This is a genomic window from Methylobacterium sp. WL9 (assembly GCF_008040035.1).
Lineage (GTDB): Bacteria > Pseudomonadota > Alphaproteobacteria > Rhizobiales > Beijerinckiaceae > Methylobacterium > Methylobacterium thuringiense.
Genome location: NZ_VRVE01000007.1, coordinates 36,596 through 60,602, shown reverse-complemented (window position 1 = coordinate 60,602; position 24,007 = coordinate 36,596). Strand labels below are relative to the sequence as shown.

The window sequence follows — 24,007 nt, the reverse complement described above, 5'->3', positions numbered from 1 at the left end:
CGGCCATGCACCTTCTGACGCTCAACGCGGCGGGCAAATCGCTCGCCCCCCCGCGCACGCTCGATCCGAGCCGCCGTCGCCTGTCGCAGGTGATCGGTCGGCACGTCGATCGCTCGCGTCCGCACATGATCGCCGTCCAGCGGGCGCGTGACCCGTTGCAGCCGATCGACGAGGCGTGGGTCACGCGCGGCCGCGACAAGGCCGGCAAGGTGAAGCCGTGGCCTCGGCGCTACCTGCCGGCCGATGCCGTGGTGGTGGTGGTCTACCTGCCACGCGGCGGGCTCGGCGGATCCTCGGGCTCGCGCGGCGGCGGCGGCAAGTCGGCGCTGTCCATCGCGGCCGGAATCGCCGGGCTCGCACTCGTCGCCTTCGCCGGGCCGCTCGCGGCCGCGTTGCTGCCGTCGCTGATCTTCGGAAGCGTTGCGCCCTTCCTGCTGCAGGCCGGGCTCGTCATCGGCGGCACGGCGCTGCTCTCGCTGGCCTCAAAGTCCAAGGCGAACAAGCAGGCGACCGACACGACGCAGATCTACGGCGTGGCCGGCGGCGGCAACCTGCCGAAGCCCGGCGACCGGATTCCTCGAGGCTACGGCCGCACGTGGATGAAGCCGGACCTCTCGCAGCCGGATTTCAGCCAGTACGACGGCGACGACCAGATCCTGCTGAAGCGGCACACGCTGGGGGTCGGCAAGTACCACCCCTACAAGGTGCGCGCCGGGAAGCAGGTGATGTGGCAGGAGGGGTCGGGCTTCGTCGCGCCCTTCGACGACAGCCGGAACCGGATCGAGTTCATCTACGGCACCGCCTCGACGCTGGTGCCGAGCAACGTCGTCGCCGCCTCGGGTGTCGGAGGAACGCTGCCCCGGCCGGCCGACAATCCCGCCCTGGCTGGGCCGTTCCTGATCAACCAGCGCGGCGCGCTCATCACGCGCATCCAGATCGATTTCCAGTTCCCTGGCGGGATCTCGTCGTCGGCCACGAAGAAGTCCGGGGCCCAAATCTCTAACCTGCCGGGCTTCTGGTCGGTGCTGTTCGAGTATGCCCCGATCGACGAGAGTGGCGCGATCACGGGAGCCTGGGCGCCGGCCTACGATGCCTCGAACGACACCGAGGGCACCCGCTTCTCGACGCATCCGCTGCGCTACACCAAGTTCAAGGACGTGCCGCCCGGGCGCTACGCCGTGCGCGGCCGCAACCGCAGACCCGACACGACCGGCAACCAGGGCGTCGAGGGCACGGCGGTCAACATCGATGCCGTGCAGTGGGACGCGGCGTCGGGCTGGGTCGGCGACGTCGCGGTTCGGCCGGGCGTCACCGAGATGGCCCTGCGGATCTACGCGACCAAGGGCAATCAGGCTGCCGCCTTCGGCGAGATCGAGATCGATGCCGGCGCGATCATCCCGGTCTGGACCGGATCGGCCTGGGTCGAGCAGGAGACCTCGAAAGCGGTCTGGGCCTACCTCGACGTGATGCGCAACGCCGACTACGGCGGGGCGATCTCGGACGATCAGCTCGACCTCGGCACGGCGCTCTACTACGCGGGCGCGCTCAGTGAATTCGACACCTTCGATGCCTCGATCCGCGGACCGGTCTCGGTCTACGAGGCGGCGGCGACTGCGCTGCTGCCGATGCGGGCCGAGCCGGTCCATCTCGGCCGGTTCTGGTCGCTGGTGCGCGACGAGCCGAAATCCGTCCGCCGGCACATGATCACGCGCGGGCAGATGCTGAAGGGCTCCTCGCAGATCACCTTCGATCTCGACACAGAGTCCGGGGCCGGCCACGTCATCGGCGAGTTCGACCAGGACGGCGACTACCGCAATCCCAACCAGTCGACGGCGATCTACGGCGCGGCCTCGCTGACCCCGACACGCCAGCGCTGGACCGGCGTGAAGAGCTTCGCGCACGCGACGCACTTGACCCGCTGGCGGGCCGCCTCTGGCGCCTACCGTCGGCAGGCCACGCCCTTCGGCGTCGAGATGGAAGGCCGGATCTACAAGCGCGGCGATTCCATCTCGGTCGATCCGTGGTTCATCGACGTCCGCAAGAAGGCCAACGTCGTCGATAACCGCGGCGACACCCTGGTGCTCGATGCCGACGTGCCGGTGACTGGCACCGATGCGATCTCGCTGCGCGACCGGGACGGGAGGGAATGGGGACCGCTCGCCATTGCCGGCCAGGGTGCGAGCCCGCGCGAGATCACGCTCTCCACATCGTCCCGGCAGCAGGTCGAAAGCGCCACGGGGCGCGCGCTCTCCGCCGTCCTCTCCGACGGCCGGCGCGACATGACCACGGTGCTCGTCGGCGCGCTCGTCGACCTGAAAGAGAATTACCTGATCCAGTCCGTGAAGCCGGATGGGGTCAGCCGGGCGCAGGTCGAGGCGCTGATCGACGACCCCCGCGTTTGGGCGGCGATCGGCGCGGCGGTTGGCAATCCACCGTCTGGCTATGCCGGCGTCATCGAGCCGGAGAGCCCGGCCATCCTGTCGCTCACGGCCGTGGCCGTGCCGGTCGCCGCCGGATTCCGGCTCGACTACACGATCCGGCCGGGCCGCGGCGCTCGCTCGTTCGAGGTCGGGTTGTCCTACGACACGGGCAACCGCTTCGACACGCGCACCGACGCCGGCCTCACGGGCTCGATCGACTTGAACCCGGTCGACCCGATCACCCTGGTCCTGCGTGCCCGCGCCTTCGGGCCGTCAGGGCTTCCGGGCGTCTACGCCTACGCGTCGGTTGGGCTACCCGCCGCGACCGTGAACGCGATCCTGCAGCCGATCGCCTACGAAGATCTCGCCACGACGGTTCGCGACCGCTTCGAAGCCCTGCAGCAGCAGGCCGAGGCCGCAGAGCAGGAGGCGCAGAACGCCCTCGCCACGGCCACCGCCCGCTTGGACGACCTGCGCCGGGCTCTCGCGCTCGACCCCGCCATCCGGCAGGGCTACGTCGACACCATCATCGGGGACCTGCGCGGCGATCTCGGCCTGCTGCTCACCTCGGCGGATCGCAACGCCACCGCGCTCGCCGAGCTGCAAGGCGCTCTGACGACGGCAGGTCTCGAGATCATCCCCGGCGAAGGCCGTGCCCGGTTCTACGCGATCGAGGCGCTTCAGACCGAAGTCGGGACGCAGGTCACGAACCTGTCGGTCACGGTCGATGCGCTGTCGAAGCAGATCGAGCTGTACGGCTCGGTTCAGGCCGGCGATCTCCAGGGCCTCATCACGCAGATCTCGACCGTCACGGTGACGCTCAACGCGCTGCAGGGCACGATCGCGAGCCTCGCGACCTCGGCGCAGTTCGACGCCGCCTCTGCGCGGTTATCCTCCGCGGAACAGCGCCTCGATGCGCAGGCCGCCACGATCGTTACCAAGGCCGAGAGAGTCACCGTCGACGCGCAGGGCATCCAGCTTACACAAGTGCGCCAGTCGCTCGATGCCGCGCTCGGTGTCATCGCGCAGTCGGTTCAGGCGATCGGCTCCACGCAACTCGACCAGGCGCTGCTTCCGAAGACGCTCGACGGGCTGATGGGCCTGTTGGGCGAACAGATCGGCGGCCTGCAGCAGAACTTCGCCCGGGCCGAGAGCAGCATCTCGGCCAACATCGACGAGACCGGCCGCTCGGTCGCCGAAGTCTCGACCCGCCTGCTGGTGCTCAGGGGCGAGGCCTCGGCGCAGTTCGAGACGGTCACTCGCGCGGTGGCGGATACGAATTACGCCTTGGTCCAGGCGACCACCATCTACAATGCACAGTTCGCCGAGGTCACGGCCTCCCTGGTCCAGGAGATCCAGGTTCGCGCGGCGGCCGACAGCGCGACGACGTCAAACCTCAGCGGGGTCTTGTCGCGGATCGGAACCGCCGAGGCGGGCCTGACCTCGCTCGGGCAGACGGTTGCGACGAACCAATCCTCTGCCGCGAGTCAGTTTTCGGGCGTAACCGCGCGGTTCGGTACGCTGGAAGGCCGTACCAGCGCGGCCGAGGCCGCCGTCACGTCGCTGACGCAGTCGCAGGCGAGCGACCGCGCTGCCAATGCATCGACGTTCCAGGGCGTCTCGGCCAGCCTCACAGGCTTGGCAGATCGCGCCTTCTCGCTGGAAGGGCGCGCTTCGGTCTCCGAGGCAACCATCGCGCAGATCGCCTACGCCTACGTCACGGCGGACCAAGCGCTCGCGTCTCGTTCGGACCTGATCAGCGCCCGGGCCGAGAACGCCAATGCCGGCGTCTCGACCGTGTCGCAGGCCCTGGCATCGACGAACCAAACCCTCGCCAACGTCAACTTCGACCTCGTCTCACGCTCGAATGCCGGCACCGCCTTCGGTCGCTTCGGCATGAACACGGTCTCGGCTCCGTCCGGCGTCAGCGTCCGCATCGCCGCGGTCGCCTCGACGGAGAGTTTCGGCCAGCAACGCAACGCCGGCTGGTACCTCGACCTGATGCCGAACGGCACGTCGCGGTTCGTGATCGACGCGAACTTCTTCGCGCTCACCGCCAATGGCGGCATTACCTACCCGTTCCAGTTCGACGGCCAGACGCTGACGGTGCCGAGCCTACGGGTGACGCAGTCGGTCATCCTGCCAGGCGCAGTGTCCGATCGCTTCGCGCCCCTCGTGCAGAACATAGATGCCGGCGGATCCAGTGGCTCGTGGCGCGAGGTGCCCGGCACCGGAGTGTCCTTTACGGCAGATGATCTCTGGTCATCGATTTTCTCAGCCACAGTACAGGGCTTCGTTCAAGCTGTCGGAAGCAACAGCACAACGTTTTCGGCAACGATCTCGTTCGCCGTTGGTATTGATGGTGTTCCGCTTACGACATTCGCCACGGTTTCGGGGCAGGCCGGCGGCGGATTTGTTCCGAACGTTACAAACACGCAGGGACCGGTCGTAAGTAGCCCGGCCTACTTCGAGATGACGGCGGCCAACCAGAACCGCCGCATCGCAATTCTCTACAAATTCGAAGCTGGCCCCGGCAGTACCGGCAGAATCAATGTGGCGCAGATCAAGCTGCAGACCACGAAGCGCTGACCCGCCGCAGCCCGCGACCGCCGCCTCCCTACGAACCTCGCACCCGTCGCCCCCTCGCTCCTGAGGACGCCTCTCCATGTCCCTACTCTCCTCCCCGAACGCCACGGCGACGGTCGCGCAGAATACCTCTGCCGTCACGATCGCCGGCATGGATCTGGCCGGGGTCCAGCCGAGCATGCTGCTGCATCTCGGTGCGCGGGATCGCAAGAAGGGCGACGGGCTGATCATCGCCAGCGTCGCGCCGAACGTCGGCTCGACCGGCGGCACGCTGACTCTCGTCGGTCCCGTGGATGCCGCCTTCACGAATGCCGCCTTCCTGATCGACACCGGCAGCTACAACGGCGCTGGCGAAGTCTTGAAGGTCGATGCCGCCTACGAGGTGCTGAATGCGCTTCGCAGCCTCACGTCGCCGAACACGAACGTCTATGGCGGCGACCGAATCGTAGCCCTCGATAAGAAGCTCGCCACCAACGTCTCGTATCTCGCCCTATCGATCGGCGGTCGGTCCTGGGGGCGCCTCGAGCAGCGGACGCTGAGCTACACGCCGACCGGCGGTTCTCAGGTTTCGACAGAGGCCGCGAGCCTGCGCGCCTTGCCTGACGGCACCACGCCAATCGACGCCGTTCTGGTCGACCTGGCCACGGGCGGTGTCGATGTTCGCAAGGCTTCGATCCCGATGGTATCGGCGGCGCTCCTTGACCTGTCCTCTGCGCCGATGGCGAAAGTGGCCGTCACGGGCAGTGCCGCCATCACGTCGTTCGGGCCCGGCAAGCACCTCGAACGCCTGGTGCGGTTCGTCGACGGCGGAAACGTCCTCACCCACAACGCGACGTCGCTCATTCTGCCGGGCGGCGCCAACATCGTCACGCGGCCGGGCGACTGCCTGCACGCGACCTCGGACGTCGCCGGCAACTGGCGGGTCCACTCCTACGACCGGGCCGACGGCACGCCGTTGATCCTGCCGATATCGACCCAGCGCGCGGCCTTCCGCAATCGCATCCGAAACGGCGGCTTCACGATCAACGAGCGTGGCGTTTCCGGGACCGTGACGCTCGCGGCCGGCGTCTACGGCCATGACGGCTTCAAGGCCGGCGCAGGCGGCTGCACGTACGCGTTCTCGAAGAATAACGGAGTCACGACGTTCAACATCACCGCGGGCACGCTCCTGCAGGTGATTGAGGGTGCACTCTATGTCGTCGAGGGCGGCACCTATACGGCGTCTTGGATCGGAACGGCCCAGGCTCGCGTCTACCAGGGTGGAGCCACGGGCTCCTACGCGAGTGGACCGCTAACCGTTCTCGGGCTTGGTTCGGAGTCGAATACCACGGTCGAGTGGGGCATCGGCACACTTGCTCTGCCACAGTTTGAGCCGGGCGCCATCGCGACAACATTTGAGCGCCGCGACGACGAAGCATTTCGTAATCTTCGGTATCAGCAGCCCGTCCCACAGATGGATGGGATATTTATTAACTCCACCCTTTGGTACGGCATTGTCAAGACTTCGCCGACAATGGCCTTTACTCCTTCGCTTGTATTGAAGAACGGAGCTAACGCCTTAAACGAATACCAGAACGCTACCATACGCAATGCCACAAGCTTTGCTAACCCGCTCTATGTAAACACCGGTGGCGATCTTTTTCTAAATACAAGTACGGCGAACAGCGGTGCCAGGGCCTCGCTAAGTGGGTTAGCCGCCGTCATGCGCTCGGAGTATTGATTGTGAATAGCATCATCATCACTCGACAAACGGACGATGGCGCCCAGGGGACCATGACATGGGCCGGCGGTGCCATGGCAGGCCGTCTTCCGCCCGACGACGCCGAGATGCGCGCCGTCTACGATGGCCTGATCGCGGCTGGAGTGAAGCCCGAGCCGGCGCCGCCGCCGGCCCCCCTCGTCCCTGCCAGCATCTCCGATCGCCAATTCGCACAGGTGCTCGCCCTCGACGACGTCGTGACCAAGGCTGAAGCGCTGGCCTGGGCCGCTCGCGGCGAGCTTCCGCAGACACTGAAGGACGCCCTGACCGAGATCCCCGAAGCGGAGGGCCAGCGTTTCGGCGCGGAGATGATGCTGTCGGCCGCCACGCTCTATGAGCGGAGCCATCCCCTCGTCCCGATGTTGGGCGCGCTGCTCGGCTACGACGCCGCCGCCCTTGACGATCTCTGGACCCGCGGCGCGGCACTGTAGGAGGACCGTATGATCACGCTCACCGAGACCAAGACCACGGAACGCACCCTCGAAACCCGCGAGGCCATCGCCGAGCACGTCCATGCCGAGTTCGAGCGCCGGCAGGCCGCGGCCCCGTTCCAGACCGGCGACCGCGTCCGGATCACGAGCCGCGCCGGCATCCCGGCCGAGTTCATGGTCGGCGACGTCGGCACCGTGATGTTGTGCGATCCCGAGTTCTCGCCGCTCACCTATCTGCTGGGCGTGAACGCTCAGGGCATGACGATCCAGTTCCCGGTGCAGACGACGAGCCTGGAGCGCGTCGCGGACTGACGCCGGCCCGGCCGGCCTGAGGCTAGCGACCGACTTCCGACCCCCAACACATCGTTGAGACCACCACGGCCGTGCACCCGGCGAGCGCTCCCGCTCACGCCGGAAGTGCGGCGCTCTTTGACATCGCGAGGAGACGACCATGACCGTTGCGGAGATCCAGCGCGCTCTGATTGCGCGCGGCTACGACCTTGGCTCCTCGGGCGCTGATGGCGACGCCGGACCGAAGACCATCGCGGCGACGACCGCGTTCCAGAGGTCGGCCGGGCTCGTTGCCGACGGCATCGCCGGGCCGAAGACGCAGGCCGCGCTCGCCAAGGCGGACGTCGCCGAGCGTCGTGTTGAGGTCGAGAAGCCGGGCTGGCTGGTGCTGGCCGAGGGCGAACTCGGCGTGAAGGAAGGGCCCGGCGCCGCGAACAACCCGCGGGTCGTGAAGCTCTTCGCGGACGCCGGATTCCCCGGCATCAAAACCGATAGTACGGCGTGGTGCGCCGCAGCAGTGGGCGCCATGCTCGCCCGATCTGGACACAAGCCCTCCGGCAGCCTCGCGGCCCGCTCCTACGAGGCCTGGGGCGTCGGCCTGAAGGAGCCTGCGCTCGGGGCCATCGCGACCAAGCGTCGAGGCAACTCGTCCTGGCAGGGCCACGTCGGCTTGGTCGTCGGGGCGAACAAGGATCAGATCTTCCTGCTCGGCGGCAACCAGGGCGACGCCTGGTCGGTGGCCGGCTTCAAGCGGTCCGAGTTCACGTCGTTCCGCTGGCCGGCCGACGTGCCGCTGCCGACAGGGTCGAAGCTGCCGGCGACGATCGCCGGGGCGAAGTCCAACGTCTCGCAGGCCTAGCCCAGCGATGGGCGCTTTTCGCCACTGGGGCGCCGGCCGGCTGCGGCCCGCCGATCAGGACCCGCCCCGGCAGCTCGCGCCGCCTGCAATCCTCCAGCCGCCGAACCCGTCGCCTTGGGCGTGGGCCGCGCGCGTCATCCTGCGCCTGATCGTTCGGCGCTGATCCGATCCGAGCCCGGCGGAACCGCGGCACCCCTCCACCGAAAGGCACCACCATGATCCGCTCGCTTCTCGCGGCGCTGGCGCTCGCCTGCGCGCTCACCGTCTCGGCCTGCAACCCGTCCGACGTGTCGGCCCTTCAGGGCTTCGCCGCAACGACCCCGCCCACGCTGCCGCCGAGCGTGGTGTCGCCCCAGGCGCTCGCCGACGCCGGCCTCACGCCAGCGGCTCAGTCGAAGGTCACGAACGCCATCGCCGCCGTGCAGAAGCAGGCCAGCGCGCTGTGCGGGTTTCGCCCTCTAGCGTCCGGCATCCTGAACATCGGCATCGCCCTATCGCCGAAGCTCGCCAGCGCCGCCAACAGCGACATCGGCCAGAACGTTCGCGGTGTGGCGACGATCGCCTGCAACGCCCTGGCGACGGCGCCGGCCTACTCGGCACTCGGCAACCGCCGGGGCGAGTTCGTCACCGCCTACGTCGCCATCGGCTCGTACGACCGCGTGCCGGTCTACGGCATCCGTACCCGCTGAACCATGGAGAGCATCATGAACCCGCAGATCCTTCTCGTCGTTCGCGCCGTCGTGATCTTCGTCGCCGGCCTCCTGGCAAGCCGGGGGCTCATCAGCGCCGAGACGCAGAGCTACCTGGCCAGCCCGGAAGCGCTGGCTTTCCTCGGCATTCTCGGCGGCGCCGCTGCCGCCGCGTGGGGCTTCTGGCTGAACCGTCCCAAGGGCGTCATCGGCGCTGCCGGCAAGCTCCTCGAGGGCAAGGGCGCGATCATCGCTCCGTCCAGCATCGCCGACAGCAGCGCGACGCCTCCGAACGTCGTCACGACCGCTGCGGCGGCCGAGCGACTGCCCGGGGTCCACTAAACGCTCCGGCGATAGCCGCGGGGCCTGGACCGTGGACGCGATCCGTCACCCCAGCTTCGTCTGGGTTCTCACCTGGATCGGCACGGTTCTGATGGTCGTCGGCTTTGCAGCGACGGAGCCAGAGGACCGCGTGTCGTTCCGGGTTCTCGGGTCGATCACGCTCCTGACGGTGGCGGCTTTGGTTTTCCTCGCGAGGGGGCAATGACAGGTTGGACATGGCCCAAGAGCAGCGCCGGTACACGGCCGAGGAGTGGTTGCGGATCGAGGAGCAGTACCGGGAGCAGCCGAAGCGCGTCGTGCGGGCCATGTTCCCGGACCCTCAAGATGGCTGCAATCTAGGGCCCTTCGTGCCGGATACGCTCCACCAACCAAACCGCCCGGCGCCAGAAGCGCACTTTCGGCCCAAGACGCATCTCGCCGAATGGTTCGACTCGCTCAGCACGGCAGACGTCAAGAAGCTGGAGGTGCTGATCGCCCTGCGCCCCGAGACGGTCGAATGGATCGCAGAGAAGAACTCCCGTGAGCTGAAGAGCCTGGACGGTGCTGTGGAATTCATCACGTCGTCCCGCACGGCGGCGCGCGTCCTGATGTGGGTCGGCGGGGCTGCCGTGGCCTTCGTTGCCGGTGTCGTCGGGCTCACGAAAAACGGCATGGACCTGTTCGCGATCGTGCGGGGTGGCAAATGACCCTGCGCCTGTTCGGCTATGCCTGCCTGGCGGTAATCACCGGGGCGATCGTCACCACGGCCTTCGTGCTGGCGTTCTTCATCTCGGACCGGAAGCTGCCGGTCGAGGTGCAGACCGAGGTCCTGACGCCTGTGGTGCGCCCTGGCGGCCGGCTCATCCTGCGCCAGCGCATCAGCTATCTGCGGGACTGCGCCGCGCACGTCGATCGCGCCGTCTACGACGACCACACGCACCGGGCGATCCTGTCCGACATCGACTACGAGCGGCCCCTGCGGGGGCTCGGCACCTTCGTGGTGACGTTCGCCGTCGACATCCCCGCCGACTTCGATCCGGGCGAAGCGCAGTACCGGGCGAACCCGGTCTACTTCTGCAATTTCGTCCACCGGTACTACTGGCCGATCACACGGGACGACACGGTGGTGAAATTCCGGATCGAGGCGCCGACGAGATAATGCGAAAGCCCTGCGTTGTCGGGTAGAGCGGGGATTGAAACCAATACGCCCGATCTCGGTTCTCCGGGCTCGGGCACTGACGCCTCCCCAGGCTCGCCCGGCTTCAGAGCCCGCCCGGTGTCACTCCCGGCGCGGGCTTTGTTGTGCTAGGTCGGTCTCGCGGAATAAAGGGGTATCCAGTGAGGCGATCGGTTCGCCAGCGCCTAACCAAGGAAGCGGCGATTGAGATCGGTAAGGTCGTAGCCCGAGTATTGACGGTTACGGTCGGGCGCTGGCCTGGAGGCAGAAAGAGTGAGAATGCCCGAGTGGCGGGACCTTCTGACGCCCGAGAACCTGGCAGCCCTTGAGCGCTTCATAGCGGCGCAAGAGGAGCGGGAATCGGTGCCGGCGGCGGTGAACGGCATCCTGGCGGATTGGCTCTCGGGCCAAGGCTATCTGCCGGTTGAGGAGTTGCCGGAGGGCGAGGACTAGGTCACGTCGGCATATCGATCTGTGCGGGAGTTGCCAGTGGCCGGCAGGGTGAAGCTCATCAGTTTTGCCGAGGGCGTGTTCCGACCCAGAAAGGCGCAGTTCCAGGCCGAGGCCGAGGCGATCGACCTCTACGACGAAATCCAGGTGCATGAGACCGCGACCTTGCCGGCCGACTTCGTGTGCCGGCATGAAAACTTTATGGTCGACAACCCGCGCGGCTACGGCTTCTGGATCTGGAAGCCGCTGATCGTTTTGGAAGCCCTGCGGGCGTCGGGGCCGAACGACATCGTGGTCTACTCCGACGTCGGGTTCACCATCCAGACGGAGGGCCGGGCTCGGATGGCGGAGTACCTCGACATCACGCGGGCCTCGCCGTTCGGCATGCTCTCATTCGACAACACACATATCGAATACGTTTGGACCAAGCGCGACTTGGCGCTCCGCCTCAACGTCGACAGCAACCCGGTGGTGATGGCGACGTCGCAGATCGCAGCCGGGTTCTTCATCGTCCGCCCGACGGCCAGCAACATCGAGCTGATGCGCGAGTGGTGCGCGGTGGCAGTCGAGGACAACTATCGCTTCTCAGACGACTCCCCGTCGATCGCGCCGAATGACGATCGCTTCGTCGAACATCGCCACGACGCCAGCATCGGCAGCCTGCTTCGGAAGAAGCGTGGAACTACGCTCACTCACTACGACGTCCAGCCGTACGACCATGCGTTCGAATGGCGACGGCCGAGCCTTCCGATGTTGGCGACGCGGCTGCGGGAGTAGCGCGACGCGCGGGTGAGTTTGCTACCTAATTCCGCTTTTTCGTGCGCTCAGCCCCCGTGACCCGACGGCTACAGCCGAATCGACCGACCGCGTCGTAGTTCGACGCCATGCTCACCGATCTCCCGCCCGAGGTCGCCGGCTGGCGTGATGCCATCCAGCGGCTCAGCCCGTCCGTTCCGCCGTGCCGCTTCCTGTCTCCGGCGCGTTGGGGCGCCATGCGCGACAACGCCCTCGACTTCCTCGACCGGTTCGGGTCGGAGGCGCACCGCCTCGGCTGGACGGCGTCGGAGTTGTTCGGAGTGCATCTCGAGAACGGCACGTTGCGCGTCGATTGGTGCGGCGTCCTGATGGTCAGCGGGGACAAGGCGGCGTCGATTTCGGCCACCCGGATCGCCTTCACGCGTACCGCCGGCTACCGCGACACGCCGGGCATGCCGCGCGGGATGCCGATCTGGGAGTTCGCTGCCAAGCGCAAGGCTGCGGCCTGAGGGCGGCTCGCCTAGCCCCTGACCGGCATCTTCTGCAGGGCCACGCCGACGTCCCGCGCGAACACCATGGCGGCAGCCTTCGCCTTGCCCTCGCTCGGGAAGCCTTCGCCGTGCGCGAGCGTTTGATCGCGAAACACGAATGACCACCGCCACTCGCCCGGCGTCGTCTCTCTGAACTTGAACATCGCCGGCCTCCGCACGTCGAGGAACAGAACGGCTCCGGCGTGACGTTCGGGTTCACGAGAAAAGTCGCAATCCGGCGTTGTGCCCGCTATCCCCAAAGTTCACAGGGCGGTTCCCCACGCAGGCTCGCCAGCCTCAGGCCCCCGGCTCTCCCGTCCCGACCAGCCGCAACCGTTCTTTCCCTGCCGGCGTCAGGAACCAGCCCATCTGGCGCCGCTCGGCTGGATTGACCTTCGGACTCTGCTCGACGAGGCCGACAGCTATGAGGCCCGGCATGGTCTTCGGATAGGCGCTGATCCGAAGGCCGCCCGGATGCGCGCCACAGGCTCGGATGGCTGCGATCTGGCGGCTTGAGAGGTCCGGGGTCTGTTTCACTCTACGCCGGCGTCCTTCACTCGGATCTCCGCCAGCGCCGGCCCTTCGACCCCGTGCTCCCAGATGGCTATCAGCCCGACCGCAGCCAAATTCGGCATCGGCCTGGGCCGCTTGCTGCTCCCGGTCCGTCTCGTGTTTGATCCGCGCCAGTGCTTCCGGCGTGAGCCATGTCGCGCGGACCTCGAGGGGGACACGGCGAGGGCTGCGGACCCACAGCCGGTGCTCCCGCCGTCATAGGAAATCCGGTTTCGGCGGCCGCTTCGGTCTGCCGAGCCCGACCAACCGAAGAAGCCGCGTGAGCCGCCAGCTCGCCGATGCGGCCGTCGAATCGTGGAAAGCGACGCTCCAATGGAGGAGGGCATCGTATCGGCTCGCGACGAGCTGCCGCTCGCGTTCCACCTCCTCGTGCGCCGCGCGCGCCGCGTCCCGCTCGCCGGTCAGCCGATCGCGGAGTGCCGCCAGCGCGGCGAGATCCCGGCTCAGCCGGCGATGCTCATCCTCGCGCGCCGCGCGGTCCCGGATGGCCGCATCGCGCTCGCTTCGAAGCGCAGCGGCCTCGCGGCGGATGTCCTCGGCAGCGCGGAGGGCCTCGTCCTTGGTGCTCGCGAGCCGATCGCGCTCGGTCCGCAATGTCTCCGTTGCCCGATGCGCCTCTGCGACGGCCGAGTCCCTCTCGTGTGCGAAACGTTCGTGCTCGCCCTGAAGCTCGGCGATCTGCCGGCGGTCGTCCTCGGCGGCCGCGATGGCCGCGTCCCGCTCGCTTCCGCAGCGGTCGCGTTCGCGCTGCAGGTCTGCGGCCTGCCGTCGTAGGTCCTCGGCGGCGGCGACCGCCCCGTCCCTGTCGAGCCGGGTGGATATCAGAACCGAGCGCAGACGCCTGCTGTAGAATTCGTGGCGCTCGTGCTCGTCGATGAGTTCGGCAACGACTTTTGTCGCGAATGCCCGGCCATGCTCGGACGGCACCTTCCCGATGATGGCGTCGCCGATGATCTGGATTTGCTCGATCATGTCGCGTCGGCAGGGGAAGGTCACCAGCGAATAGGCCGTCGACGGACGGGCATCCGAGAAATCGACACGGATATCCTGCGCGCGGAATGTCGCCTCGATCTCCTCACGATACGACGAGTCGCCGGACAAGCGATCGACGTCGATCACGAGATCGGCCGCCGCGCTCGCATTCGCGTAGAGGTGGATGTGCAGAAAAACGAACAGATAGAAGGTGTTCACGTCGGTGGCCGATGAGCTTTCGACGGGAAACATCTTAAGCAGATCACTGATCACCGGATCGTGCCGACTGAGATCAGCGCTCATCGTCAGCGTGTTCAGAAAGAAGGGATTCCCGCAGGTCGCCTGCTCCGAATAGGAGCACCATTGCCGGAAGAGGTTGCGATAGAGCACCGCGTGAAGGCCCGGCGCGGCCGCCTTGAGACCGGCGACCCGGCCCAATGAGCGGGTTTCCGTCAGAACGGGGATTCGGCCACGCTGCTCGGCGTGGACGACGAGCGTCCGCACATACGTCGCTTCCACCTCCGAGACCGGTCCACTTGGACCGGAGGCCGGTACAAATCGCTCGTAGCTCAGCGACGCATCGAAGTCGGCGACGCCGCCCTGCTCCTGAATGAGCGGCAAGTACTCCAGAAAATAGGGCGCACCCGGCGGATGCTTGGAATCCCAGGTGCCCGGTCTTAACGAGCCGATATTTTGCTGAGAAATCGATGCGAGGATTTCATGAAAGATCTCGCAATAAGCAACGCAGTTCTGTGCTCTTCGAAATCGAGACCAGATATAAGTACTCGATGTTCTGAAACTTGAGTGTAGGAATATCATATTATTTTGCTCATAAGATCCGATGGCGGATTTTTATCGATCTCGATCGAGCTTGATACAGCCGAAAACTAAAACAAAGCGACGATTAATAACACGGATCATAATCGGCCGCTCCTGTGCGACATGCCCCAACGCTAATCGAACCGCGGAGCGCCGGTCGGGCGCATGCCCCGCGCCCAGCTTTCGGCCTGCTCCCGGCGTTCCTCCGGCGTCATGTCGTGCATCGGGACGAGTAGCATAAGCTCGTCGAGCGTCGGTCGGCGACCGAGAGCCTTGCGAAGGTTGGCGACGCGCTGCGCCCAGGTGATCGGCTCGCTCGTCTCAGCCTTCACGTCTCGCTCCCCGCTCTACAGCCGCGCGCAGCATCTTAGAATGGTCGATCATCGTCGTGATCCGGGTGTAGCGCTTCGTCCTCAAGCCGCATTCCGATGAGCCACAAGCGATTGCCGACGTGATACTTGAGCCAGCGCCACAGGCTTACGGGGCCGTCCTGCGTGGCAGGGTGATGAATCCAGGGCATGCTATCTATCCTCCGTCATCGCCGTGGCCGCGGCTTCGGGGTGAGGGGTCACAACAGCAGGGCTCCCGCGGCGCGCTGCGTCGGCTTCTGGTACAGATCGAGCCGGCCTGGCATGTCGGCCGCGGTGTAGCCGGGCAGAACGATCGGCGGATCGGACCGCCAGAACGCATCCCTGGCCCGAAGCTCACGGCAGACCTCGGCGACGATCTGGTCTCCGGTCAGGGCGCGCGCGATGGCGCCGATCAGCACCGGCCGAGCCGGTGTGCCCTTCGGCTTCCAGGCCCCGGCGCGCGCCGCGATGGCGTGAAGCTCGTTCCGCCAGAGCAGGTCGAGCATCGGCACGGTCAGCGCCCTGTTCAAGTCAGGCTTCCGCTCAAAGGCATAGTCGTGACCGGAGCCGGCCCTGAACCGGATGGTGTGATCGACCCGGCCGTCGGCCACGATCACGACGCCGGTGTGGTGTCCGGCTTCGTTAGACTCGCCCTGCCATTTCGGGGCGAGGGCGATCCACAGCTCGGGGATGCAGGCCGTGAACGCTTCTTCCTGCGCCTTCAGCCGATCCAGGGTGTCGCGGCTTGATTTGATCTCGACTCCGACGAGATGGTCCGGTGAGACGAAAGCCATGTCGATCCGGCACGCCCCGGTGACGAGTTCGTGGACCACGCGGGCATCAGGCCAGCGGGTCCGGCCCCAGGCGTCGATCGCATCGCGCATCGCCAATTCTTCGGATGAGCGGTTCGTCGTCATCGCCCCGCTCCTTCCGTATCCTCGACCCCGTCGCTGTTGGGTCGGGGAGGGGTGTCGCGCATCTCGGCAATCCTCGCCGACACGATCCGGCGCAGAGCAGCTTCAGCTTCGCGGAGGGCCGGGAAGAAGTCGCGTGTCTCGCCTTCGGCCAGGACCGCGCCCTGCTTGCCCTTGCGGATCAGCCAAAACGTGAAGTCGCCATCGCAATCACGAGCGTAGGCATGAAGGCCGCAGACCTCAAAGCGGGCTATCTCGCCATCGCGACGCTCTTCGTATCGCCACTTCAGCTTCGTCGCGTCCTCGGCAAAATCGAACGATACGCTCATCACGTCCGCCCCCCTTCGGTCTGCGTCTCTACGGATACGGGGGATGGGGCTTGGGGCGCTGACGCAGGCGGTGACGGTGAGGCCGCCAGAGCCCTTTCCCAGCAGTGGTCGCCGATATCCCACCCAAGCGTGCAAGCCCTAGCGAGCGCTGCCCGCATTGCGGTCGTCGGGACAATCGGAACGAGCTTCCATCCCGCGGGGATGCGCGAAAAATCGAAGCCCTTGTGGTCGAAACCCGAAGGGGTTTGATCCGAAGGACAAGAGCCTGGCCCGGCAGGGCGCGCCATGTGATCGGTGCTCATCGGTTCACCTCCCTCTGCTCTCGCTGCGCATCGCGGGTGTCGGTGGGGGAGGGGGAAGCCGGATCAGGGCCAACGAGGATCGACCGGCCCATGCGCCAGAGGTGCACGTCCTCGCCGAGCGAGCGACGAAACCGGCATTGAGCAAGCGCCAGGGCGTGCCCGCTTGCCGGCCCCAGGATGCGAGCGAGGCGCTCAGCCGCCTCGTCGGAGACAAACTCAAGAGTGGCAGAGCGTGGCATCACCGCGCCTCCTGCGAGGCTGCGGGGGCGTCGAGCCGGTGCGGGAGCCGCCGAAAATAGCCTTTACGGCTCAGAGGGTGCAGTTCTCCCGCACCTATGATGCAAGTGTCTGTTTCACTTGCGATATTACAGATCTGCCGGGCCCACCACCTACCCTTCGCGAACCGCCCAACCATGCTTTCCAAGGTGGCGCTTCAGCGTCTTGTGCGACTTACCATCAACAAAAGAGACCAGCGCATCCGGCGTGATCGATTTGCGCACCTGAGCGGGGGTTGGCTTATCGACCTCGGCCTCGGCCGGCAGTGCTGCTTCGCCTTTCGCCAGCCTGTCGACGGCAGCATGCACGTTGATGAGCAGCCCAGCCAGTTCCGACGCCGAGAGCGAATTTTCGAAACGAAAGCAGCACCGATGTCATTTGATAAATGGACCATTTCGAGTGTAGCAGTATAAGTGCCATCCACGTGCGCATTCTTAAACTCGAAGCGCACACACATAATTGATTTTTTCGAAGTGAAATTCTTTGAATCGCACAACAACGGTTAACTGGACTCATTGATCTGAGTGTCTGTCCGGCGTCATATTGAATGATGCGAGCGGTTTGTGATTGAAGGCAGCCGATATTGGGAGGCAGCCGATGTGGACGAACGAGAACCGGGCCCGGTACGATCGGAGCAACTTGCGCTATCCGAGCGATCTGACGGACGCGGAATGGGTGCTGATCGCCCCGCTGATCCCGCCGGCCAAGCGCGGTGGCGGCAAGCGCAGCGTCGATCTCCGCGCAGTCGTGAATGGCCTGATGTACGTGCTGAGCACAGGCTGCCAGTGGCGGGCGATCCCGAAGGACCTGCCGGCGCGCTCGACGGTGCACGATTATCTCGACCTGTGGGACTACGACGGGACGCTCGATCGGATCCACCACACACTCTACGTGGCCTGCCGGGAACAGGCCGGGCGGGACGCCAGCCCGACGGCGGGGGTCATCGATAGCCAGAGCGTCAAGGGCGCCGAAAAAAGGGGGCCTCGATCGACCCGCAGGGCTACGATGCGGGCAAGAAGATCAAGGGCAAGAAGCGGCACGTCCTCGTCGACACGCAGGGTCTCCTGATGCACGCCCTGGTACACCCGGCCGACATCCAGGACCGCGACCGCGATGGCGGTGTGCTGGTGATGGCCATGCTGTTCGGCCTCTACCCGTTCCTGCTCAAGCTCTACGCCGACGGCGGCTATCAGGGACCGGTCTTTCAAACCGGCCTGCGCCGAGTCTGCCGCCAGATCTCGGTCGAGATCGTCAAGCGTTCCGATCAGGCCAAGGGCTTTGCCGTGCTGCCCAAGCGCTGGATCGTGGAGCGCACCATCGGATGGCTCAACCGCTGCCGGCGACTGGCCAATGATTGGGAATGCAGAACCCGCAAGGCGCGCGCATTCCTCCTCTTGGCGTCAATCCGCCTCATGACGCGAAAGCTCTGCCAGAAAACGATATGATGTCGGACTGACTCGTACAGGTCGGGAGGGGTGGCGCGGGTCACAGAGTCTTGGCGGCTTCGCCCGGCGTCGGCTCGGCCGCTGCGGCACCGGGCTCCGGTCCCGGTTCCCGGGGGGCCGGCTGGGAATGCCCCGCCTCGACGAGCGTGCCGATCATCCGAAGGAGATCACGACGCTCGGGGGAGCCAAGATCGGTCGAGAGGAATTCCAAGATGCCGATCCGCGTCGGCGTACCGCCGGAGGGACCGTTCGGTTCGTGGAAGACGAAGACATCGGTCGGATCGTCGCCGTGGCAGAGGAACCAGCGGTCGCCGTTGGAACTGGCGTGGATCAGCGTCCTGACGGTCGTCATGAGTAGCTCCGCTGACGTATCGACAGGCCAGACACGGTCGACACCCGAGGCGCCGACCGTTCGTTTTTCGGTCAGGCCGGCTGGCGGCCGTCCTGGGCGTAACGTTCGATGGCCGACGGCAGGTCGCGCGAAAGACGCGAAAGGATGTCGGCGCGGCTCAGGCCGGTCTGCTTCTGGAGCCCGTCGAGGGTCTCCGAGCCGATGGCCTTCTCCAGGTCCGCCTCGGGGATGTCGCGGTTCGCACCCTGGTTGACCCAGGAGTTGGCGGTCTCGCCGTGGCCACCTTTGGTGAAGTGGTCGACGAGTTCCGTGAGACCGCTTGCGATGAGACCGCCGACGCCGGCGGTGCCGAGGCCGCCGAGAAGGCCACCGAGATTACCGAGGCCGCCCGTGGAGCCGGTGTTGGATGCGGTGTTCGAGATCGGAGGGACGGTGCCGTGGTTCGGGCTCAGGGAAGGGATCGACGGGGTGTCGTGGCCCTTCAGGAGCTCGGCGAGCTTGTCGCGGTTCTGGTAGCCGGCCACGGCCAGCAGCCCCAGCAGCGCGGTCATCGAGGGATAGCCCTTGCTCATCGTCGGTTCCTTTCCTGTGGTCGGGATCGTGGCGGGTGCCGGCCTACGGGCAAGCGTGGCGCGCGCCGTCGTTGCCGAGGTAGCTGCCGCTCGCCGCGTCGTAGGAGCGGAAGCGACGGGCGCAGTAGGCGACGGCATCCGCACCGGGGCCGGGGCCGGCATAGACGGGGGCGGCCTGCGCCTGGGAATTGGCGATGGCGCCACCGATGATCGCGCCGGCGGCGAGGCCCGCGATGCCGGCACCGACCGCAGCGCCTGCACCCGGACCGCGGCGATACCCGTAACCGCGGCCATAGCCCCGGCCGTAGCCACGACCGCCGCGGAATCCGTGCCGGTGCCCGAAACGACCGTACTGGGCGAACGTCGTCGGGAGTTCACCGGCGACGAGGGCCTGGATCGGGGCGATCGGGGCGGGGGATGCCGACACGGGCATGGCCACGACGAGGGCGGCCAGGGTGGCGGCGGTCAGGATCAGCTTCATGGGGATTCGAACTCTTTTACGCGGTGTGGGGGCGTCGATGGTCGTCAGGCGGGCGCGTCAGCGCCCGCGGCGCGGATTGGCTGCACGACCGCTGAAACGGCGGCTCACGTAGGCGATGACCTTCGGTAGCAGGAAGGCGGTGAGGAGCTTACGGAACATGGGAGGCTTTCGGTTCTGAGGGAGGATCAGCGCGAGCGGCGGACGAGCCAGCCGAGGGCGAGCGATATCGCTGCGACCGCTACCAGCGTGGTGCCGCGGTTGTCGTCGGCGTAACCGACTGCCTGGCGGCCATAGGCCTCGCCGCGGCTGCGGGCTTGCCGCGCGTAGCGCGAGCCGCCATCGACGAGACGTTCGCCGCGGCGGCGGGCCTCATGGGCAAGATGCTGACCGTCCTCGATCAGGTCCTCGGCACGATCGCGGGCGCGTCCGTAGGCATACTGGGCGCCGCCGGCGACCTGGTCGACCGCACCGCGGACCTGGCGGCGCGGATCGCCGGTCAGGCCGCCGATCGCGGTCTGGGCGCGACCCTTGAGGTGGCGCTTGGCGCCGCGGAATTCGTCGCGGTTCATGGTCCGCTCCAATCGAGAATGCAGAGAAGGGTTGAGGCGGGACGGCCGCGTGGCCGCCCCGATGTCGCGAAGGTCAGATCTTGCTCTTGACCTTGTCGGCGAGGTTGGACGCGCCGTCCTTGACGTCGCCGACGGTCTTCTGGGCTTCGCCCTTGAGTTCCTGGGCCTTGCCCTCGGCGACGAGCTTGTCGTTGCCGGTGACGTTGCCGACGCCCTGCTTGACGTTGCCGGCGGCCTCGTTGGCCAGGCCCTTGATCTTGTCGGTGGTGCTGCTCATCGAAAATGCTCCTGTCCGATAGTTCAGGGAAACCGGCCATGTCCGACCGGCGAAGATCGGCCCCGGCGAACCGGGGCCGAATGGCGATCAGGCGCGACGGGTGTCGTAGACGGTACCGGTGGTGCCCGTGGTGCCGAACGTTGCGAGCTTCGGAGCGCCGAGACGGCCACCGAGGAAGCCGGCGAGGGCGCCGAGGATCAGAGCAAGGGCACCGTAGAGAGCAGCCTGGGTGGCGGCGCTGCGGGTGGCTTCGGCAGCAGCGATGGCCTTCTTCTTGGCCTCGGTGACGGCGACCTCGTACTGCTTCTCGTAGTCCTGGATCTGGGCCTTGGCCTGATCGACCGGGATGCCCTGGGCCTTGGCGAGGGCGTCGGCGGCGCGGTTCTCGGCCTGGGCCTTCTGGGCCGGGTCACCCGAGAACACGGCGCGGATCGCGGCAACGGCTGCGTCCTTGGCGGCCTGCGGGTCCTGGCCGGCGGTCTGCTGGCGGACCGACTGCTCGATGCCGTCGAGCGGGTTCGAGATCTTGGACAGCGACGGGGCAGCGGCCTGGGCGGCGGTCTGCACGGTGCCGCCGATCAGGTTGCCGGCGCCGCCGAGCGTGCTGGTGACGCCGTTGAACGCGCCGCCGACGATGCCGCCGACCGCCGAGGTCAGCAGGTAGAGCACGACGAGCGTGGACACCGCCCACGACACGAGGCCGTGCGAGCCGGCGGTGTTGCCGGCGGCCTTGCCCGAGAGACGTCCGGCGAGGAAGCCGCCGGCCAGAGCCGCGACGATGCCGGAGATCACGAACCAGAGGCCGGCGCCGAGCGACAGGGTCGAGGCGGCGGGGTTGTCGGCAGCCGGACCGCCGACGGTCGACAGGCCGACGCCGACGCCGACCATGTTGAGGATGACCTGGGCTACCAGGGCGATCACGGCGCCGGCAAAAACGGCACCCCACGAGACCTGGTGAAGGTGGACGGTGGCGGCAGCGGAGGGTGCTGCGACGATGCTGGGAGAAGAAGACACGGTTGCACTCCGGGAAAACGCTTCGCGACGGCGAAGGGACTCAGTGAAGGGACTTAGCGACGGGAATTGATGAGGAGGCCGATGCCGAGGCCGACGGCGCCGGCGATCAGAAGGGAGGTCAGCGGGCTTTCCTCGACCTGCTGCGCGACGACGCGACGGCCCTGGCTCAGGTAGCGGCCGCTGTTGTCGTAGGCGTCCTCGGCATAGTGGTACGCCTCGTCGGCGGCGTTGCGGACGGACTCTTCGGCGCGGCCATAGTAGCTCTCGGCGCTGTCCCGAAGATCCTCGCCGACATCGGCGGCGCGGTTTGCCGTCTGGCGAACGGCATCCTTACCCTCGCCGTAGACCCGCTCAGCCGTGCCCTGCACCTGGCGCGCGCGACCCTCGACCGAGTCCCTGTCGGAGCCCACGAGGTCGCCCACCGCGCCCCGCGCCTTGCCTGCAAGCTCCTTGACGGCACCCGTCACCCTATCCGTATCGACCATGTCGTTCGTCCAATTCAATTCTGTTACGTGCGTGTGCGCCGTTCGACCCGAGCTACGACCGACGCGCGGTCCCGGGTTTCCCGTCGAACTTCGGTGATTGCTTCTGCGCCTTGCCCTCGGCCTGGACCCGGACGTCGCCGGTCAGCTTTCCGATGGCTTCCTTCACCGAGCCCCTCAGTTGCTCGGCAGACGTCTTGGCGGGGTGCTCGCTCATGGATGTCTCCGAGTTCCTGGGCGAAAAGTTCGCCGGCTCTCAGGTGGCATCCGCAACGCGTGCTTCAATGATGCAGTTTTACTGGTTTCCTAGTACAATCAACGAAACTTACTTGTAGGGAAGCCGTGCTCGCGCCCCCACACGATGGCGTCCGCCCGCTTGTGGACGTCGAGCTTGCGGTAGAGTGCGGCCGCATGATTGCGGACGGTGTTGCGACTGACACCGAGCCTCTTCGCGATGGCATCGTCGTCGAGGCCCGAACAAATCAGGTCGAGGATCTGACGTTCCCGAAGGGTAAGGCTCGGCTGAGCCGCGTCGTCGGCGTTGCCGGTGGGATGGCGCAGGTTCGCCAGCTTTTCGATCAGCCCGCGACTGAACCACGAGGTGTCGGCCATCACCGCCTCGATGGCGCCGAACAGATCCCGTTCCGACCGCTTCCGCTCGGTGATGTCCTGCAGGACCAGGAGCACGAACGTCTCCTCGCCGATCTCGACCCGCTCGGCCGAGACGAGGCAATCCAGCGCCGTTCCGTTCTCGTGCCGCAGGCAGGTCTCCAACCCGTGCACGAAGCCGATCCGGCTCACCGTTTCCTCGAATTTTTTCCGGGCCGCATCCTCGACCCAAAGGCCGAGTTCCGCGGGAGTTCGCCCTACGACCCGATCCTGGCCCCCTCCGAAAACGCGGGTGAACGCCTCGTTGATCCCGGTCACGACGAAGCCGTCGGCGCGGGCCAGGATCGTCGGCACTGGCGTGAGCCGGAACGCCGTGGCGAAGCGCTGCTCGCTCTGCCGAAGGGCCGTCTCCGCCTTCCGGCGCAGATCGAGGTCGGCGAAGGTGAACAGCATGCACGGCTCGTCACCGAGCTCCATCGGCTGGCCGGCCACGATGACGAAGCGGGTTCCGCCGTCCGGCAGGTCCAGGCACGCCTCCATCTGCGGGATGGTGCCCCCTTCGTTGAGGCGAGAGATCGCAAGCTCGCGGTTCTTGGCGCCGGCGAGGACGTCGACCTCGTAGACGCTGCGCCCGAGCACGGCGTCGCGGGTGTAGCCGGTCATCTCCAGAAAACCGATGTTCACCTTCACGTGCCGCAGGTCGGAAAGCCGGCAGATGACGGCCGGCGCCGGATTGGCATTGAAGGTTTTCTCGAAGCGCTCCTCGGCCTCGAACTGGTCGGAGACGTCCTTGAGGATCAGGGCGAGGCAACTCGGCTGACCGTCGCGGTCCGTGGCCACAAGGCTACGAAGGGAATGGACGAAGTCGACGTCCCCGCGATCCGGACGTTTCACCTCCACGATCACGTCATGAAACGTCTCGCCCGAGACGACACGCTCCATCGGATAGTGGTTGGGAGCATGGTTGTTGCGGTAGCGCAGGGCGAACCGCTCGCGGTAAGCGTCGACGGTCTCGCCGAGGTCGTCGAGCGAGGCGGCCCCGTGCATCGCGAGCGCGGCCCCGTTGGCGTAGGTGATCGACTGGTCGGGCTCGACCAGGATCACGCCCTCGCTGAGGCCGGCGATGATCTGCCGGAGTTCGTGCCTGTCGACGGTGGCCGTCACGGGTATTGCCGCTCCTCGTCCCCGATGTGGCGACGCACCATGAACGGATTGTGCGCAAACGAGTTCCGGCCAAGCTGAAAAGAATCTAGTGGCTACGTACTACGGCTGTGATCTCGATCCTTCGCCCCTTCCGCCCACAACGAGTGCGAATTGGAAGCCGACGCTGCATCGAGAGGCGCATGCCGCAGGGGGCTCAGCGTCTTCTTAGTCGGACGTTGGACGGGTCAGACGTTCGCTG

At 66.6% G+C, this 24,007-nt stretch carries 30 protein-coding genes; 14 read left to right on the top strand and 16 right to left on the bottom strand.

The window, feature by feature from the left end; genetic code table 11:
- Nucleotides 1-5: 5 nt before the first annotated feature.
- The 13 genes from FV217_RS04755 to FV217_RS04705 all read left to right on the top strand — a co-directional run bounded on the left by FV217_RS04755 (nt 6) and on the right by FV217_RS04705 (nt 12,248).
- Nucleotides 6-5,009: a host specificity factor TipJ family phage tail protein gene (locus FV217_RS04755; protein WP_147814811.1), complete on the top strand. Its 5,004-nt coding sequence runs from the start codon at nt 6-8 to the stop codon at nt 5,007-5,009.
- 76 nt (nt 5,010-5,085) lie between these two features.
- Nucleotides 5,086-6,726, top strand: coding sequence for a hypothetical protein (locus FV217_RS04750; RefSeq protein ID WP_147814809.1), 1,641 nt, complete (start codon nt 5,086-5,088; stop codon nt 6,724-6,726).
- 74 nt (nt 6,727-6,800) lie between these two features.
- On the top strand, nt 6,801-7,196 hold the full coding sequence (locus FV217_RS04745) for a hypothetical protein (RefSeq protein ID WP_147814807.1): 396 nt from the start codon (nt 6,801-6,803) through the stop codon (nt 7,194-7,196).
- 9 nt (nt 7,197-7,205) lie between these two features.
- The gene (locus FV217_RS04740; RefSeq protein WP_147814805.1) at nt 7,206-7,508 is read left to right on the top strand and encodes a hypothetical protein; all 303 of its coding nucleotides are present in this window, start codon (nt 7,206-7,208) and stop codon (nt 7,506-7,508) included.
- A gap of 139 nt (nt 7,509-7,647) precedes the next feature.
- Entirely contained in the window at nt 7,648-8,346 is a 699-nt protein-coding gene (locus FV217_RS04735) for a TIGR02594 family protein (protein WP_147814803.1), read from the top strand.
- Between the two features lie 215 nt (nt 8,347-8,561).
- Entirely contained in the window at nt 8,562-9,035 is a 474-nt protein-coding gene (locus FV217_RS04730) for a hypothetical protein (RefSeq protein ID WP_147814801.1), read from the top strand.
- Nucleotides 9,036-9,050: 15 nt separating this feature from the next.
- Nucleotides 9,051-9,377 carry a hypothetical protein gene (locus tag FV217_RS04725; protein ID WP_147814799.1) on the top strand — a complete coding sequence of 109 codons (327 nt, stop codon included), beginning with the start codon at nt 9,051-9,053 and terminating at the stop codon, nt 9,375-9,377.
- A gap of 31 nt (nt 9,378-9,408) precedes the next feature.
- Entirely contained in the window at nt 9,409-9,582 is a 174-nt protein-coding gene (locus tag FV217_RS22705) for a hypothetical protein (RefSeq protein ID WP_187272431.1), read from the top strand.
- A gap of 10 nt (nt 9,583-9,592) precedes the next feature.
- Nucleotides 9,593-10,063 carry a hypothetical protein gene (locus tag FV217_RS04720; protein WP_147814797.1) on the top strand — a complete coding sequence of 157 codons (471 nt, stop codon included), beginning with the start codon at nt 9,593-9,595 and terminating at the stop codon, nt 10,061-10,063.
- A complete protein-coding gene (locus FV217_RS04715; protein ID WP_147814795.1) occupies nt 10,060-10,515 on the top strand; it encodes a hypothetical protein in 456 nt (151 codons plus the stop codon). Before FV217_RS04720 ends, FV217_RS04715 begins: the two co-directional genes overlap by 4 nt.
- A 297-nt stretch (nt 10,516-10,812) precedes the next feature.
- A complete protein-coding gene (locus tag FV217_RS22700) occupies nt 10,813-10,986 on the top strand; it encodes a hypothetical protein (RefSeq protein WP_187272430.1) in 174 nt (57 codons plus the stop codon).
- 36 nt (nt 10,987-11,022) lie between these two features.
- On the top strand, nt 11,023-11,760 hold the full coding sequence (locus FV217_RS04710; protein WP_147814793.1) for a hypothetical protein: 738 nt from the start codon (nt 11,023-11,025) through the stop codon (nt 11,758-11,760).
- A 107-nt stretch (nt 11,761-11,867) separates the two neighbouring features.
- On the top strand, nt 11,868-12,248 hold the full coding sequence (locus FV217_RS04705; protein ID WP_147814791.1) for a hypothetical protein: 381 nt from the start codon (nt 11,868-11,870) through the stop codon (nt 12,246-12,248).
- Nucleotides 12,249-12,259: 11 nt separating this feature from the next.
- Here the strand turns inward: FV217_RS04705 and FV217_RS22695 are convergent, their stop codons facing one another.
- The 7 genes from FV217_RS22695 to FV217_RS04675 all read right to left on the bottom strand — a co-directional run bounded on the left by FV217_RS22695 (nt 12,260) and on the right by FV217_RS04675 (nt 17,112).
- The gene (locus tag FV217_RS22695; protein WP_187272429.1) at nt 12,260-12,433 is read right to left on the bottom strand and encodes a hypothetical protein; all 174 of its coding nucleotides are present in this window, start codon (nt 12,431-12,433) and stop codon (nt 12,260-12,262) included.
- Between the two features lie 133 nt (nt 12,434-12,566).
- Nucleotides 12,567-12,806 carry a hypothetical protein gene (locus FV217_RS04700; protein ID WP_147814789.1) on the bottom strand — a complete coding sequence of 80 codons (240 nt, stop codon included), beginning with the start codon at nt 12,804-12,806 and terminating at the stop codon, nt 12,567-12,569.
- Between the two features lie 231 nt (nt 12,807-13,037).
- The gene (locus FV217_RS04695) at nt 13,038-14,435 is read right to left on the bottom strand and encodes a hypothetical protein (RefSeq protein ID WP_187272428.1); all 1,398 of its coding nucleotides are present in this window, start codon (nt 14,433-14,435) and stop codon (nt 13,038-13,040) included.
- Between the two features lie 332 nt (nt 14,436-14,767).
- Nucleotides 14,768-14,965, bottom strand: a complete 198-nt coding sequence (locus FV217_RS04690) for a hypothetical protein (RefSeq protein ID WP_147814785.1) — start codon at nt 14,963-14,965, stop codon at nt 14,768-14,770.
- Between the two features lie 236 nt (nt 14,966-15,201).
- Nucleotides 15,202-15,900, bottom strand: a complete 699-nt coding sequence (locus FV217_RS04685; protein WP_147814783.1) for a hypothetical protein — start codon at nt 15,898-15,900, stop codon at nt 15,202-15,204.
- A complete protein-coding gene (locus tag FV217_RS04680) occupies nt 15,897-16,226 on the bottom strand; it encodes a hypothetical protein (RefSeq protein WP_147814781.1) in 330 nt (109 codons plus the stop codon). The genes FV217_RS04685 and FV217_RS04680 overlap by 4 nt, the downstream gene beginning before the upstream one ends.
- 691 nt (nt 16,227-16,917) lie before the next feature.
- Complete coding sequence (locus FV217_RS04675) at nt 16,918-17,112, bottom strand: MucR family transcriptional regulator (protein WP_238231574.1); 195 nt, start codon at nt 17,110-17,112, stop codon at nt 16,918-16,920.
- 289 nt (nt 17,113-17,401) lie between these two features.
- Between FV217_RS04675 and FV217_RS04670 the strand changes: the two genes are divergently transcribed.
- Nucleotides 17,402-18,249, top strand: a protein-coding gene (locus FV217_RS04670; RefSeq protein ID WP_147814779.1) for an IS5 family transposase whose coding sequence is annotated in 2 segments (ribosomal slippage) — nt 17,402-17,792 and nt 17,792-18,249 — 849 coding nt in all. Because the reading frame shifts where the segments join, the coding sequence is not laid out codon by codon here.
- Between the two features lie 40 nt (nt 18,250-18,289).
- Here the strand turns inward: FV217_RS04670 and FV217_RS04665 are convergent.
- The 9 genes from FV217_RS04665 to FV217_RS04625 form a co-directional block, all read right to left on the bottom strand.
- Nucleotides 18,290-18,601, bottom strand: coding sequence for a hypothetical protein (locus tag FV217_RS04665; protein WP_147814777.1), 312 nt, complete (start codon nt 18,599-18,601; stop codon nt 18,290-18,292).
- Between the two features lie 71 nt (nt 18,602-18,672).
- On the bottom strand, nt 18,673-19,173 hold the full coding sequence (locus FV217_RS04660) for a YidB family protein (protein WP_147814775.1): 501 nt from the start codon (nt 19,171-19,173) through the stop codon (nt 18,673-18,675).
- Nucleotides 19,174-19,216: 43 nt separating this feature from the next.
- Complete coding sequence (locus FV217_RS04655) at nt 19,217-19,654, bottom strand: BA14K family protein (RefSeq protein ID WP_147814773.1); 438 nt, start codon at nt 19,652-19,654, stop codon at nt 19,217-19,219.
- Nucleotides 19,655-19,839: 185 nt separating this feature from the next.
- The gene (locus FV217_RS04650; RefSeq protein WP_147814771.1) at nt 19,840-20,223 is read right to left on the bottom strand and encodes a CsbD family protein; all 384 of its coding nucleotides are present in this window, start codon (nt 20,221-20,223) and stop codon (nt 19,840-19,842) included.
- A 73-nt stretch (nt 20,224-20,296) separates the two neighbouring features.
- On the bottom strand, nt 20,297-20,500 hold the full coding sequence (locus tag FV217_RS04645; protein ID WP_147078889.1) for a CsbD family protein: 204 nt from the start codon (nt 20,498-20,500) through the stop codon (nt 20,297-20,299).
- 87 nt (nt 20,501-20,587) lie between these two features.
- Nucleotides 20,588-21,514 (bottom strand): PhnA-like protein, encoded by a 927-nt coding sequence (locus FV217_RS04640; protein ID WP_147814769.1) that lies wholly within the window; start codon nt 21,512-21,514, stop codon nt 20,588-20,590.
- Between the two features lie 53 nt (nt 21,515-21,567).
- Nucleotides 21,568-21,999 carry a CsbD family protein gene (locus FV217_RS04635; protein WP_147814767.1) on the bottom strand — a complete coding sequence of 144 codons (432 nt, stop codon included), beginning with the start codon at nt 21,997-21,999 and terminating at the stop codon, nt 21,568-21,570.
- Nucleotides 22,000-22,051: 52 nt separating this feature from the next.
- Nucleotides 22,052-22,213: a CsbD family protein gene (locus FV217_RS04630; protein ID WP_147814765.1), complete on the bottom strand. Its 162-nt coding sequence runs from the start codon at nt 22,211-22,213 to the stop codon at nt 22,052-22,054.
- Between the two features lie 98 nt (nt 22,214-22,311).
- A complete protein-coding gene (locus FV217_RS04625) occupies nt 22,312-23,769 on the bottom strand; it encodes a helix-turn-helix transcriptional regulator (protein ID WP_147814763.1) in 1,458 nt (485 codons plus the stop codon).
- Nucleotides 23,770-24,007 lie beyond the last annotated feature (238 nt).

Excerpts from the sequence above, each read along its gene's own strand:
- FV217_RS04755 (WP_147814811.1), top strand. The coding sequence starts at position 6 with ATGCACCTTCTGACGCTCAACGCGGCGGGCAAATCGCTCGCCCCCCCG.
- FV217_RS04750 (WP_147814809.1), top strand. The coding sequence starts at position 5,086 with ATGTCCCTACTCTCCTCCCCGAACGCCACGGCGACGGTCGCGCAGAAT.
- FV217_RS04745 (WP_147814807.1), top strand. The coding sequence starts at position 6,801 with ATGGCAGGCCGTCTTCCGCCCGACGACGCCGAGATGCGCGCCGTCTAC.
- FV217_RS04740 (WP_147814805.1), top strand. The coding sequence starts at position 7,206 with ATGATCACGCTCACCGAGACCAAGACCACGGAACGCACCCTCGAAACC.
- FV217_RS04735 (WP_147814803.1), top strand. The coding sequence starts at position 7,648 with ATGACCGTTGCGGAGATCCAGCGCGCTCTGATTGCGCGCGGCTACGAC.
- FV217_RS04730 (WP_147814801.1), top strand. The coding sequence starts at position 8,562 with ATGATCCGCTCGCTTCTCGCGGCGCTGGCGCTCGCCTGCGCGCTCACC.
- FV217_RS04725 (WP_147814799.1), top strand. The coding sequence starts at position 9,051 with ATGAACCCGCAGATCCTTCTCGTCGTTCGCGCCGTCGTGATCTTCGTC.
- FV217_RS04720 (WP_147814797.1), top strand. The coding sequence starts at position 9,593 with ATGGCCCAAGAGCAGCGCCGGTACACGGCCGAGGAGTGGTTGCGGATC.
- FV217_RS04715 (WP_147814795.1), top strand. The coding sequence starts at position 10,060 with ATGACCCTGCGCCTGTTCGGCTATGCCTGCCTGGCGGTAATCACCGGG.
- FV217_RS22700 (WP_187272430.1), top strand. The coding sequence starts at position 10,813 with ATGCCCGAGTGGCGGGACCTTCTGACGCCCGAGAACCTGGCAGCCCTT.
- FV217_RS04705 (WP_147814791.1), top strand. The coding sequence starts at position 11,868 with ATGCTCACCGATCTCCCGCCCGAGGTCGCCGGCTGGCGTGATGCCATC.
- FV217_RS22695 (WP_187272429.1), bottom strand. The coding sequence starts at position 12,433 with ATGTTCAAGTTCAGAGAGACGACGCCGGGCGAGTGGCGGTGGTCATTC.
- FV217_RS04685 (WP_147814783.1), bottom strand. The coding sequence starts at position 15,900 with ATGACGACGAACCGCTCATCCGAAGAATTGGCGATGCGCGATGCGATC.
- FV217_RS04680 (WP_147814781.1), bottom strand. The coding sequence starts at position 16,226 with ATGAGCGTATCGTTCGATTTTGCCGAGGACGCGACGAAGCTGAAGTGG.
- FV217_RS04665 (WP_147814777.1), bottom strand. The coding sequence starts at position 18,601 with ATGACGACCGTCAGGACGCTGATCCACGCCAGTTCCAACGGCGACCGC.
- FV217_RS04660 (WP_147814775.1), bottom strand. The coding sequence starts at position 19,173 with ATGAGCAAGGGCTATCCCTCGATGACCGCGCTGCTGGGGCTGCTGGCC.
- FV217_RS04655 (WP_147814773.1), bottom strand. The coding sequence starts at position 19,654 with ATGAAGCTGATCCTGACCGCCGCCACCCTGGCCGCCCTCGTCGTGGCC.
- FV217_RS04650 (WP_147814771.1), bottom strand. The coding sequence starts at position 20,223 with ATGAACCGCGACGAATTCCGCGGCGCCAAGCGCCACCTCAAGGGTCGC.
- FV217_RS04645 (WP_147078889.1), bottom strand. The coding sequence starts at position 20,500 with ATGAGCAGCACCACCGACAAGATCAAGGGCCTGGCCAACGAGGCCGCC.
- FV217_RS04635 (WP_147814767.1), bottom strand. The coding sequence starts at position 21,999 with ATGGTCGATACGGATAGGGTGACGGGTGCCGTCAAGGAGCTTGCAGGC.
- FV217_RS04630 (WP_147814765.1), bottom strand. The coding sequence starts at position 22,213 with ATGAGCGAGCACCCCGCCAAGACGTCTGCCGAGCAACTGAGGGGCTCG.